The organism is Deinococcus aquaedulcis, assembly GCF_019693445.1.
GTDB lineage: Bacteria > Deinococcota > Deinococci > Deinococcales > Deinococcaceae > Deinococcus > Deinococcus aquaedulcis.
The window spans coordinates 68277-80386 of the sequence record NZ_JAHRBL010000017.1 but is presented as its reverse complement, the minus strand read 5'-3'; the positions used below and the strand labels follow the sequence as shown (position 1 = coordinate 80386).

The 12110-nt window shown below is 65.0% G+C and carries 9 protein-coding genes and 1 CRISPR repeat array; of the genes, 6 read left to right on the top strand and 3 right to left on the bottom strand.

The window, feature by feature from the left end; genetic code table 11:
- Window positions 1-125 precede the first annotated feature (125 nt).
- From KMW22_RS15840 to cas2, 6 genes are all read left to right on the top strand, one after another.
- Window positions 126-719: a type I-E CRISPR-associated protein Cas5/CasD gene (locus KMW22_RS15840; RefSeq protein ID WP_221090996.1), complete on the top strand. Its 594-nt coding sequence runs from the start codon at window positions 126-128 to the stop codon at window positions 717-719.
- Window positions 716-2563 carry a type I-C CRISPR-associated protein Cas8c/Csd1 gene (gene cas8c, locus KMW22_RS15835; RefSeq protein WP_221090995.1) on the top strand — a complete coding sequence of 616 codons (1848 nt, stop codon included), beginning with the start codon at window positions 716-718 and terminating at the stop codon, window positions 2561-2563. The genes KMW22_RS15840 and cas8c overlap by 4 nt, the downstream gene beginning before the upstream one ends.
- Complete coding sequence (gene cas7c / locus KMW22_RS15830; RefSeq protein WP_221090994.1) at window positions 2556-3461, top strand: type I-C CRISPR-associated protein Cas7/Csd2; 906 nt, start codon at window positions 2556-2558, stop codon at window positions 3459-3461. Before cas8c ends, cas7c begins: the two co-directional genes overlap by 8 nt.
- Window positions 3462-3688: 227 nt before the next feature.
- Window positions 3689-4288, top strand: a complete 600-nt coding sequence (gene cas4 / locus KMW22_RS15825) for a CRISPR-associated protein Cas4 (RefSeq protein ID WP_328774725.1) — start codon at window positions 3689-3691, stop codon at window positions 4286-4288.
- Window positions 4285-5313, top strand: coding sequence for a type I-C CRISPR-associated endonuclease Cas1c (gene cas1c / locus KMW22_RS15820; protein WP_221090992.1), 1029 nt, complete (start codon window positions 4285-4287; stop codon window positions 5311-5313). Before cas4 ends, cas1c begins: the two co-directional genes overlap by 4 nt.
- Complete coding sequence (gene cas2, locus KMW22_RS15815) at window positions 5313-5606, top strand: CRISPR-associated endonuclease Cas2 (RefSeq protein ID WP_328774724.1); 294 nt, start codon at window positions 5313-5315, stop codon at window positions 5604-5606. Before cas1c ends, cas2 begins: the two co-directional genes overlap by 1 nt.
- A gap of 187 nt (window positions 5607-5793) precedes the next feature.
- Window positions 5794-7336: a CRISPR direct-repeat array (repeat unit 37 nt; unit sequence GTCACGGCCCGCCTTCGGGTGGGCCGAGGATTGAAAC).
- A 188-nt stretch (window positions 7337-7524) separates the two neighbouring features.
- On the opposite strand, the gene kynA is transcribed toward cas2, so the two are convergent.
- The 3 genes from kynA to KMW22_RS15800 all read right to left on the bottom strand — a co-directional run bounded on the left by kynA (window position 7525) and on the right by KMW22_RS15800 (window position 11147).
- Complete coding sequence (gene kynA / locus KMW22_RS15810; RefSeq protein WP_221090991.1) at window positions 7525-8367, bottom strand: tryptophan 2,3-dioxygenase; 843 nt, start codon at window positions 8365-8367, stop codon at window positions 7525-7527.
- Window positions 8364-9614: a kynureninase gene (gene kynU, locus KMW22_RS15805; RefSeq protein ID WP_221090990.1), complete on the bottom strand. Its 1251-nt coding sequence runs from the start codon at window positions 9612-9614 to the stop codon at window positions 8364-8366. The genes kynA and kynU overlap by 4 nt, the downstream gene beginning before the upstream one ends.
- Before the next feature lie 321 nt (window positions 9615-9935).
- The gene (locus KMW22_RS15800; protein ID WP_221090989.1) at window positions 9936-11147 is read right to left on the bottom strand and encodes a S8 family peptidase; all 1212 of its coding nucleotides are present in this window, start codon (window positions 11145-11147) and stop codon (window positions 9936-9938) included.
- Window positions 11148-12110 lie beyond the last annotated feature (963 nt).

Below are 12110 nucleotides of genomic sequence, written 5' to 3'. Positions count from 1 at the left end.
GTTTTGGTGGCTGCACACCTTCAAAACACCGCCTTTTCGCGTTCCCGTCGAGTCCCTTGACATGCTGGAGGGAGATGTGTTGTCTGGGACGGCAATTATGCGAAGTTGTCGGCTACTGAGGGCAGGTGCGAGAGATTCACGTCCTTAAGGAGGTCAAGCGGCACAGCATTCTGCGCAACGAGGTCAAAAACCCTGCGAGCGCGAAGGCGGCCCAGGACTGGGCGAAGAAAGGCGGGGGCTTTGATGCCGAAGATGACCGTTCCCAGCGGCACGCGCTGGTGCTGCGCGACGTGGCCTACGTCATCTGCGCCGATATCGTCTTGCAACCTCACGCCACCGACCCGCTGACCAAGTACACCGAGATGTTTCAGCGCCGGGTAGACAAGGGTCAGGCCTTTCATCAGCCGTATCTGGGCACACGCGAATTTACCGCCTTTTTCAGCCCAGCTGAGCCAGAGGACCGGCCCGCCAATCTGGTGCGGCAACTGGGCGGGGATTACGCCGAGGCGCGCGGCGAGCTGTCGCTGGGGCCGATGCTGTTTGACCTGTCCTTTCAGGAGGTCAAAAAGGGCCGCGTGAAATACCGCGCCCACGGCCAGGGGGGGCCACGCTGGGTGCAGGGCAACGCCACCCCAAGGTTTTTTGAGGCGCGGCTGACGGACGGCGGCATCCTGCGCGTGCCGCCAGAGCTGTACACCCCGGGAGGTGAGTCTGCGTGATTCTGAATGAACTCGTGAAATACGCCGACCGCTTGGAGCGGGAGGGGAAGGCGCAGCCGTTCATGTACACCGCTCAGGTCATCAAGTGGCTGGTGGACATCGCTCCAGAAGGCACCTTTCGCAGCCTGAACCGCACGAGCAGCGGCGTGCTCAAGGGGCGCGACCCGGGCAAGACCTTTATTGCGCCGAACGTGGTGCGCGGCGTGGACATCAAGCCCAAACTGCTGGCGGACAAGGCCGAATTCGTCTTTGGCCTGGGCGATGGCAACCCGGAACGCCTGGTGCGGCAGCGCGAGGCCTTTCTGAAGCTCACTCAGGCCTGTGCCGCAGAGACGGGCAACCCTGCTGTGGGCGCGGTGGCCCAGTGGCTCAGCGCCCTTGACCCGCAGGCGTTTCACGCTGACCACCTGTCCGGGCACGAGGACTACAGCAGCGCCGACCAGTTTGCCTTCGTGGTAGGCGGACAGGTTCTGATTGACCTGCCAGAGGTTCAACGCTACTGGGCGCAGGTCTGCACGCCTGAGGGAGGAGACACCTTCGTCGCGCAGAGCCTCATCAGCGGCGAGGTGGGGCCGACGATGAGCATTGAGCCGGTCAAAATCAAGGGCATTTTCGGCGGTCAGATGGCGGGGATGAACTTTATCAGTGCCAATTCGGCGGCGTTTGAGTCTTATGGCCTGCGCGGCTCCAACATCGCGCCGGTGGCGTTTGAAGAGGCCCGCAAGTACGCCACCGCCCTGAACACCTTGCTGGCCGACCGCAACACCAGCCTCAGCGTGGGAGGGGTCACTTATGGCTTCTGGACCTCGGAAGGCGATGTTCCGCCCGTAGGACCAGTCATTAAAGACCCGGAAGCCGTGGAAGGCGCCGTCAAACGCCGCCGCCTGAGTGACGTTGCCCGCAAGCCCACTCAGCCTGTTCAGACCGACCCTGCCGAATTTCGGGATGCGCTGAGCAGCATCTTTCATCCGCCAGGGGTGAAGGTCAGCAATGCGGCGGCGTTCTACAGCCTGGGCATGACCCCCAGCGGCAGCCGCATCGCCGTGCGCACCCACCTCCGCAGCACGGTGGAGGCCACCACGCAGCGCCTGGCCACGTACTTTGCGCGGCAGAGCATCGCCCCGATGACCGAGGAACACCACGGCAAGCTGTACGGCCTGTACGAGCTGATTGGCGCTATGTACCGCGACCCCAAAAAGGACAGGACCGAGGCCGATACCGACGCCCTGATTCGCTTTGCCCTGGCCGGCGAGGCGCTGCCCCACACCTTCCTCAGCCGACTGGCCGGCCGTAACCGCGCCGAGAAGCGCGTGACCCGCCCGCGCGCCGCCCTGACCCGCATGGTGCTGCTGTCGCGCCCACAGGAGTTCGCTATGAATGACGCCCACCTGGACTACCTAGACGAAGACTTTCCCAATCCGACCTACCACCTGGGCCGCCTGCTGGCTGTGCTGGATGATATTCAGCACGCTGTGATGAAGGCGAACACCACACTGGTGGACCGCTTCTACGGCTCCATGAGCACCACGCCCTACGCGGTGATGGGACGCCTGATTCAGGGTTCGCAGGCGCACCTGCAAAAGCTGCGCAAGGACAACAAGTTCCGCCACGACGAGAAACAGGACCTGCTGGGCCGCGTGATGGCCCGCTTGAAGCCTTCAGAGGTGCCGCAGCGGCCACTGACGACCAAGGAACAGGCCCTGTTTAGCCTGGGCTACTACCACCAGAAAGCTGCCCTGGCCGCGCAGATGCGTGAGCGCATGGCGGAGGCGCAGGCCAAAAAAGCCAGCCAGCAGACCACTCCCCCCAACGCCACCGATGAAGGAGACACCAGCCATGAGTAACCTGCACCTGAATCCCGATGTTCGCCACGAGTTCGTCCTGCTGTTCGACGTGACCAACGGCAACCCCAACGGCGACCCCGACGCCGGGAACCTGCCGCGCATTGACCCCGAAACCGGCTACGGCCTGGTCACCGACGTGGCCTTGAAGCGCAAGGTACGCAACTACGTGGACGCCCTGCGCGGTACCGAAGAACGCTTCAAGATCTACGTGCAGCAGGGCGCGATTCTGAACAACCAGCATGGCCGGGCATACAGCGCCCTGGGCAAAGACCCCAAAAAGGCCACGCAGAAAGACATCAGCGAGGCCCGGCAGTGGATGTGCCAGAACTTCTACGACATTCGCACCTTCGGGGCCGTCATGAGCACCGAGGTCAACGCAGGGCAGGTCCGTGGCCCCGTACAGTTCACCTTCGCCCGCAGCCAGGACCCCATCTTGGGTCTGGACTTCGCTATCACGCGCGTCGCCCTGACCAACCCGGACAAGAAACAGGCCGCGGAGGATGAAACCGTCCGCAGCGGCACGATGGGCCGCAAAGCCTTCGTCCCCTACGGCCTGTATCTGGCCCACGGTTTCTACGTGCCCAGCTTTGCCCAGAATGATTCTGGAACGGGGACTGGCTTCAACGCCGAGGACCTTCAGGTGCTGTGGCAGGCGCTGGAGAACATGTGGGACCTGGACCGCAGCGCCAGCCGGGGCCTGACGGCCTGCCGGGGGCTGTACGTCTTCAGCCACGACAGCAAGCTGGGCAACGCCCCCGCGCACAAGTTGCTGGGGCGCGTTAGGGTGGGGCGCAAGAACGCCGAACTGGCCCCGCGCGAGTTCGCGGATTACGACGTCAACGTAGACGACGCCGCGCTGCCGAACGGCGTGACCCTGACCCGACTCGTTGAGGGCTAATACGGAACTCAGGTGAGCCGAAGGCGAGGGGCGAGCGGACTCGTAGAGCTGCATCGCAGAGCGAACGCGAGAAGATGCGGGGCTACGGCGATGGAAAAGCATAGTTGCGCTCTTCCCAATAGGCTTCGGAATCACAGGGGCCCCGTATAAGGCGAACTGTTCTGGGGGCTGGGCCGCCGTGTGGCGACCAGCCCTTTTCCAATGGGAGACTGACGATGGAGGAGCCTGTGAACCTGTCCGCGTTGCAACACTACGCCTTCTGCCCCCGGCAGGCAGGTATCAACCTGCTGGAACAAACTTTCGGAGAAAACACTTTTGTGGCGCGCGGCAACCAGACCCACGAGCGGGTACACGCCGGTGGAACCGAGCAGCGTGGCGAGGTCCGGACCCTGCGGGCGTTGCCGCTGTACTCACTCAGGCACGGCCTGGCCGGGGTGGCCGATGTCGTGGAACTGCGCCCGGATGGGTCGCTGCGCCCTGTGGAATACAAGTCGGGCAAGGCGCGGCCCCGCCTGGCCGACGAGGTGCAGCTGTGCGCGCAGGCCCTATGCCTAGAGGAAATGTTTGGCGCGGTGATTCCCGAAGGGGCTATCTATCACGCCGCCAGCCGCAAGCGGCGCGACGTGGCCTTTACGCCAGAGCTCCGGCAAGCCGTACTGGACACGCGCGACGGCGTTCGAGAGTTGCTGCGCGCCCAGGTGCTGCCCCCGCCCGCCGCCGATGAGCGCTGCCGCTTTTGCAGCGTCTACGATGAGTGCGAACCGTTCGCGCCGCGTGACACCTTTCCGGCGGGCTATGACCCTTTCAACACGAGGTGGACCCCATGAGGCACCTGCTCAATACCCTTTATGTCCAGACGCAGGGCAGTTACCTCAGCCTGAAGACCGACAACATCCGTATTGAGGTGGATGGCCGCCCGCCGCAGATGGTGCCACTGCATCACCTGGAAGGGCTGGTGGTTTTCGGGAATGTCATGCTGACGCCCTTTCTCATTCATCGCCTGGCGCGCGAGCACAAACCCGTCACCTGGCTGACCGAACACGGCCGATTTATGGCCCGCACAGAAACGCCGGTCAGTGGCAATGTGCTGCTGCGCGTGGCCCAGCACGGCTGCGCCTGTGACGCCAGCCGGACGCTGGCGGTGGCCCGGTTCATCGCGGCGGGCAAGCTCCAGAACCAGAAAACGACCCTGCTGCGCTCGGCGCGTGAGGCGCTAAACGACGACCCGGAACTGCTGCGCGAGGCCGCCCGGGGCATCAACGGCCAGATTGGCTGCCTCCCACTGGCGCAGACAGTGGACGAGGTGCGCGGGATTGAGGGCACCGCCGCGCGCCTGTACTGGGAAGTTTTTCCACTGATGCTGCGCGCCAACCGCGACTTTTTCTGGCTGACCGAGCGCACCCGCCGCCCGGCGCGGGACGCCATCAACGCGACCCTCAACTTTGTGTACACCGTGCTGGCCAATGAGTGCGCCAGTGCCGCGCAGGGTGTGGGCCTGGACCCGCAGGTGGGCTTCCTGCACGCCCTGCGGCCTGGGCGCAGCAGCCTCGCGCTGGACCTGATGGAAGAACTGCGGGCGGTGGTGGCGGACCGGGCGATCATCACCCTGATCAACCGCCAGCAGCTCACGCCGCGCGACTTCGTCCTGCACGAGGGGAACACCGTGACGATTAAAGATGAGGCCCGCAAGTTGATCCTGGCCCACCTGACTGAACGGCGCAAGGAGGAGGTGACGCATCCCCTGACCGCCCGGAAAACGCCGCTGGGCCTGGTGCCACACGTACAGGCGCGGCTGCTGGCCCAGCACCTGCGCGGCGACCGTGCCCACTACCCGCCGTACCTGCACCGCTGATGCTGGATTTTCTGGTGTGCTACGACGTGAATACGGAAACGTCCGCCGGGCGCCGCCGCCTGCGCCGGGTGGCGAAAGTCTGCACCTCGCACGGGCAGCGGGTGCAGAACAGCGTCTTTGAGGTCAGCGTGACCGACGTGCAACTCCTAACCCTCCGCGAGCGCCTGCTGGCCGAGATAGACCCTACCGAGGACAGCATTCGGCTGTACCGCCTGCGCCAGCCGCGCGACAAATTTGTCGAAGCGTACGGGCGAGACCGGTACGTGAATTTCTCCGATCCCCTGATTCTGTAGGTTTGCCCCGCGCGAACCCTCCGCGACCAAGAAACGCCGGGGGGTTCGCGTTGTTCCTGATTCGCGCCTGGGACGGGTTGTATGACAACTTGAAAATGCAACAAGTCTCTGGAGCTGGAAGGTCAAGAGAGGGTTCGCGCAGAGGGACGATTTGACGCTGTCCTGGTGCGGGTCGAGTACCATAACTGTCACGGCCCGCCTTCGGGTGGGCCGAGGATTGAAACACGACAAGCTGGACAACCGCCGCGCCGCCCTGCGCGGTCACGGCCCGCCTTCGGGTGGGCCGAGGATTGAAACATTGGTCGCGCGGAAGGGCAGATTTGCCGGTGCTGTCACGGCCCGCCTTCGGGTGGGCCGAGGATTGAAACCCGAGAGTGCGCACAGCCAATGGCGCACCTTCCGGTCACGGCCCGCCTTCGGGTGGGCCGAGGATTGAAACTTCGCCCAGCTGCGCGGCCTGCTTCAGGGCCTCGGTCACGGCCCGCCTTCGGGTGGGCCGAGGATTGAAACCGGTTGAAGTGGGGGGGGTGCGCCCACAGCGGGAGTCACGGCCCGCCTTCGGGTGGGCCGAGGATTGAAACAGATTAAAAGCATAGTTGGGCCTTATAACATGCGTCACGGCCCGCCTTCGGGTGGGCCGAGGATTGAAACACCTCGTAGTTGCGGGTGCGCCCGGGGGCCTTGGTCACGGCCCGCCTTCGGGTGGGCCGAGGATTGAAACAGTCGGGCGAGGTACGACGCCCCCCGCGCCTGCAGTCACGGCCCGCCTTCGGGTGGGCCGAGGATTGAAACCACCTCCAACGGCCCGAACTGGACCTCAAACTGCGTCACGGCCCGCCTTCGGGTGGGCCGAGGATTGAAACACGTGGTTGGTTGTGAGCGCACCGGCCTCCTCGTCACGGCCCGCCTTCGGGTGGGCCGAGGATTGAAACACAAACTCACCCCCAAACTGCGAGAGCACCACGGGTCACGGCCCGCCTTCGGGTGGGCCGAGGATTGAAACACGCTCAGCAGCCGCACGCCGGTCAGCGAGCCGCGCGTCACGGCCCGCCTTCGGGTGGGCCGAGGATTGAAACGTCTGGTGGGGGATAAGCCGCCGGAGGCGGGGCAGTCACGGCCCGCCTTCGGGTGGGCCGAGGATTGAAACCAATACAAACCAATGTTTCCGCGCCCAAATGCCCACGTCACGGCCCGCCTTCGGGTGGGCCGAGGATTGAAACTGAACGACGTGGGCACCCACGACGACAGCGGCGCGTCACGGCCCGCCTTCGGGTGGGCCGAGGATTGAAACTACTGCTCGGCTCTGTCGCCCTCGCCCAGGACGTGTCACGGCCCGCCTTCGGGTGGGCCGAGGATTGAAACCAGATGTGCAGGTGGGCCAGCTTGGTGCCACTGCTCGGGTCGTATTGTCACGGCCCGCCTTCGGGTGGGCCGAGGATTGAAACGTATATATTGGCGTCAACTCATCAAATCTAGCCGTCACGGCCCGCCTTCGGGTGGGCCGAGGATTGAAACAGCTGGGCCCGGTACCGTCAGCCCCTGGCGGGTAGTCACGGCCCGCCTTCGGGTGGGCCGAGGATTGAAACCGCTGGGTGCATTCCGTGAGCGGCACCCCGAACGGCGTCACGGCCCGCCTTCGGGTGGGCCGAGGATTGAAACACCCTGGAGAAGAAGGAGTTTGTGCAGTACCTGAGTCACGGCCCGCCTTCGGGTGGGCCGAGGATTGAAACACCCGCAGCGTCACCGCGCGGCCCAGCCGCGTCAGTCACAGCCCGCCTTCGGGTGGCTGAGGATTGAAACCCCTGGGAGGCGGCAGAGGTCTTCGAGACCTGCGCCGTCACGGCCCGCCTTAAAGTGGGCTGAGCATTGAAACTCAACAGCGGCCGAGGCGCCCAACCCCGGCCGCTGTCACCGCCCATCACAACCGTGTCCGAATCTCCCACAACTCGGGGAACAGCACGGTTTCCAGGGCGCGGCGCAGGTAGGCGGCGCCGCTGGTCCCCCCAGAGCCACGCTTGAAGCCGATGGTGCGCTCCACCGTGGTCATGTGGTTAAAGCGCCAGCGGCGGAAGTTGTCTTCCACGTCCAGCAGCTTTTCGGCCAACTCGTACAGGTCCCAGTAGCGCTCCGGGTCGCGGTAGACCTTCAGCCACGCATCAAGCACAGCTTCATTGAGCACCGGGGGCTGGCTCAGGTCACGCTCCAGGACTTCCTGCGGAATCGGGAGGCCGCGTGCGGCCACCAGCCGCAAAGTCAGGTCGTAGACGCTGGGGGCCTGCATGGCAGCTTGCAGCGGCCCGTGCAGGTCGGGGCGGTGCTCATGGGGGCGCAGCAGGGCTTCAAAGCGGTTGCCCAGCAGGAATTCCACCATGCGGTAGGCGGCACTCTGAAAGCCAGAGGCCTGCCCGAAGGCGTGGCGAAACTGCAGGTAATCCGCCGGGGTCATGGTTTTCAGCACTTCCCAGGCGTTGGTCAGCTGCTCCTGGGCGCGGACCACGCGGGTCAGGCCCTTGAGGGGCGCGTCGGTAATCCCGGCCTCCAGCTGGGCCATCGCCGCGCGCAGTTCGCGGATGATCAGTTCCAGCCACACCTCGCTGACATGGTGCACGGCGATGAACAGATGTTCGTCGTGGGCTTCGGTCACGGGGCGGTGGGCACTTTTCAGGGTGTCCAGTTGCAGGTAATCGCCGTAGCTGAGGCTACGGGTAAAGTCGGTGTAGGCCTGCTCGGGGGCGTCGGGATGATGCTCGGGGCGGCTCATGCCCGGGCCTCCAGAATTGCCTGAACGCCACGCGCCGCGCGGTACACGTCGGCAAACGAGTGGTACAGCGGGGTAAAGCCAAAGCGCAGGATGTCCGGGGTGCGGAAATCGCCCACAAGGCCGGCCGCGATCAGCTCGGTCATCACCTCGCGCGCCTGGGGGTGGCGGTAGCTGACCTGCGACCCACGCTGGGCAGGGTCGCGCGGCGTCACCAGAGTCAGGGCAAGGCGCTCGGCCACCGGGTCCAGCAGGGCCATGAACGTGTCGGTCAGGGCCAGGGACTTGGTGCGCAGCGCGTGCAAGTCCACGTCGGCAAAGGCGTCCAGGGCTGCGTCCAGGGCACTGAGGCTCAGCACCATCGGCGTGCCGGTCACGAAACGGCGGGCGCCGGGCGCGGGCACGTAGTCGCGGGCCATTTCAAAGGGGTCGGCGTGGCCCATCCAGCCGCTCAGGGCCACCGGCGCCGCCGCATGCCAGCGCTGCGCCGCGAACAAGAAGGCCGGCGCGCCGGGGCCGCCATTCAGGTACTTGTACCCGCAGCCCACCGCAAAGTCAGCCCCTGCACCGTTCAGATCCACGGGAAAGGCCCCCGCCGAGTGCGCCAGATCCCAGACGGTGAGCACCCCGGCAGCCCGGGCCTGCGCGCTGATCGCCGCGAGGTCCAGGCAACGCCCGGTGCGGTAGTCCACCTGGGTCAGCAGCACGGCCGCCACGTCCGGGCGCAGGTGGGCGGCCACCTCGTCGGCTGGCACCCGGCGCAGCTCGTAGCCGCCACCCAGCAATGCCGTTAAGCCCTGCGCCACGTACAGGTCGGTGGGGAAATTGTCAGCGTCGGTCAGAATCACACGCCGCTCGGGGCCCGCCACGCCCAGGGCTGCCGCCAGCACCTTAAAGGTGTTGACGCTGGTGCTGTCGCCCACCGCCACCTCGTCGGGCTGTGCGCCGATCAGCCGGGCAATCTTGGCCGCCACGCGGTCAGGCAGGGCCATCCAGTCGCGCCCCTCCTGCGCGCCCGAGGTCCATGAGCCGATCAGGGCGCGGCCCCACTCTTCTTCCGTGACGTGGCGCACCCGCTGAACCACCCGGCGGCTCAGGGCCCCCAGGCTGTTGCCATCCAGGTAAATCACGCCGTCTGGCAGCAGAAACTCGTCGCGCTTGTGGGCCAGGGGGTCGCTGGCGTCCAGGGCCAGCACATCGGCGGGAACGGGCAGGGTCGTCAGGTCGGCCAGGGCCGTCTGGGTGGGCATGGGCATTCTCCTTTTGGGTTGGGGGGTGGGGGCTTTCTTCTTTGGGGCGGCTCAGGGCCGCGCGGCGCCCGCGCGCATGGGCCGGCCCAGGTGTGCACACCACCACGCATGCAGCGCGCAGGCAATGGCGTTGGCCACGGCACGCCCGCGCCCATTGGGCCCCAGCCGCCGGCGTGACCACCCCCGGGGCGCTACACAGCGGCAGCCCTGGTCTTCAGTGCACAGCCCTCTCACGTTGGCCCAAGGGTACATGATTCCAGTGTCTGTTCCCAGAACAATGGCCCCCAGCCACAGGGGCCGGGGACCATGGAAGGGCGAGCTTTAGTTGCCGGTGTACAGCAGGCGGTTGGGGCTGCCAGTGCCGGCGTTCGTCACCTTGCCGGTGGTCGAGCTGGTGATGATCGCGCTGGTCACGCCGCTGGTGGTGCTGCTGCCGGCCGCCAGTTTCAGCACGGCGGCGCCGGCCACGTGGGGCGAGGCCATGGAGGTGCCGGAGATGGTGTTGGTGGCGCTGGTGGAGCCGATCCAGGTGGAGGTGATGTTGCTGCCGGGCGCAAAGAGGTCCACGCAGCTGCCATAGTTCGAGAAGCTGCTGCGGGCGTCCGTGTTCGTGGTGCTGCCCACGGTGATGGCGCTGGCGGCGCTGGCGGGCGAAACGTTGCAGGCATTCTGGTTTTCGTTGCCCGCAGCCACCACCATCACGAGGTTCTTGCTGGCGGCGCTGTTCACAGCGTCATTGACAGCCTGGCTGTAGCCACCGCCGAGGCTCATGTTGGCGACCGCCTTGCTGGTGCCCTTGTTGTTAACAGCCCAGTTGACGCCGGCAATGACGCCGGAGTTGCTGCCGGAGCCCTGGCAGTTGAGCACCTTCACGGCCACCAGCTGCACGCCCTTGGCCACGCCCCAGGTGGCGCTGCCCACGGTGCCGGCCACGTGCGTGCCGTGCCCCTGGCAGTCCGAGTTGTTGCCGTCGCCGGTGGTGTTCGTCCCCCACACCGCGCGCCCGCCGAAGTTGCTGTGCGCCGTGTTGATGCCGGTGTCAATGATGTAAGCGCGGATGCCGCTGCCCGTGTAGTTGTACACGTAGCTGCCGTTCAGCGGCAGGCTGCGCTGATCAATGCGGTCCAGGCCCCAGGTGGCGCCGCTCTGGGTGGCGGTGGCGTGCATCATGCCGTCCTGCTCGATGTACTTGACGCGGGGGTCCTGGCGCAGGGCCTGCAGGTTCTGCGCGCTCAGCTTGGCGGCAAAGCCGTTCAGGGCGGCGCCGTACACGTGCTGAACACTCACGCCCTGGGGATCCAGATTCAGGCTCTGGATCAGACCGTTGGCGTCCTGGGCGGTGAGGTCGCTGGCCGCGTCGTCCTTGAAGACCACGATGTACTGACCAGGAATAGCCTCGGGGTTGCTGGTGCCCAGCACGGGCGCGCCTGCATTGGCTGCCGGTTCAGCAGCCTGGGGGGTGGTCGTGCTGGTCCCGCACGCGGCGAGGAGAAGGGTGAGCGCAAGGGCAGAGCTAGCAAGACGTGCGTTCATGGTGAACCTCCTGGGGTATTCCTCGGCCTCGCACAGCCATGTCCGCCCCAGAGGCAGAAAACGTGCGCCTGGACAGAAGCATTGAGGTCGATCAGCTGTAGGAACGTCACGAATGATAGTCAGCGCACGATGGTCCAAACATGAGAGACCATTCTTCGGTGCTCAGAAACGCCGCTTGAAATGTTCAAATGTCAAGTTTTCATGCACCAAAACGATCAATTTTGTCGTCTTTTATTGTGGGACGGCCGAAAGTGAGTTTCAGGTCAGATGAGGTTGACTTTATGAACTTCATGGTTTAGTGCTGCCTGAAAAGTGGGGTGTCACAGGGGCTTTTTCTAGTGCCTGCCGAGGTACGGCCCAAGGTGACAGAGGATGAGAACGGAACATGACGAGTTGCGGGCGAGCAGCTATGAACCGTTTCCCTGAAGTGTCCTTTGGCAAGTGAGTGGAGCATGTCTCTGCAGCTGACTCGCATGGAGAGCAGAGCTTAAGAATGCTGGCCCTGCACCAAGCCAACCCGACCCCTTGCGAGCAGGCACTCAGTGGATTTTGGCGTAGATCTTGCCACCCGGTTCACCGCCGCGTGATGGGCGTTCTTAGTGGAACCCATCTCTTCAATGGTGCGGCCAGTGTTCAAGGCTGTGGATGCGGTCCTTGAGACAAGAGTGCTCGATCCGCTGCAGCCCGCTGCGGCGTTGCTTTCCAGGCCCTCGCCGCCGCACTCCTGCAGAGCTCCAGATGGAAGAGAGCCCTTCCTCGGCGAATTGAGCCAGCCACCGTGTTGACCCTGTCTGCAGCACTTCTCATAGAGTGCCCGACTGCCGGGAAGTGAAACAAATGGCTGGGCATCAGAGAAATGTCCAGTTCTGCTCTGGAAGGTTCGGAAAAGAACAGAAGTCCAGCTCTAGCCTCCACACACATTGTCACTACGGCCCGCCAACAGACTCTTCCTGGCCGGCGCGC

What these genes read in the sequence shown, in the direction of transcription:
- cas7c (WP_221090994.1), top strand. Translation starts at nt 2,556, where the DNA reads ATGAGTAACCTGCACCTGAATCCCGATGTTCGCCACGAGTTCGTCCTG.
- cas1c (WP_221090992.1), top strand. Translation starts at nt 4,285, where the DNA reads ATGAGGCACCTGCTCAATACCCTTTATGTCCAGACGCAGGGCAGTTAC.
- cas2 (WP_328774724.1), top strand. Translation starts at nt 5,313, where the DNA reads ATGCTGGATTTTCTGGTGTGCTACGACGTGAATACGGAAACGTCCGCC.
- kynA (WP_221090991.1), bottom strand. Translation starts at nt 8,367, where the DNA reads ATGAGCCGCCCCGAGCATCATCCCGACGCCCCCGAGCAGGCCTACACC.
- kynU (WP_221090990.1), bottom strand. Translation starts at nt 9,614, where the DNA reads ATGCCCACCCAGACGGCCCTGGCCGACCTGACGACCCTGCCCGTTCCC.
- KMW22_RS15800 (WP_221090989.1), bottom strand. Translation starts at nt 11,147, where the DNA reads ATGAACGCACGTCTTGCTAGCTCTGCCCTTGCGCTCACCCTTCTCCTC.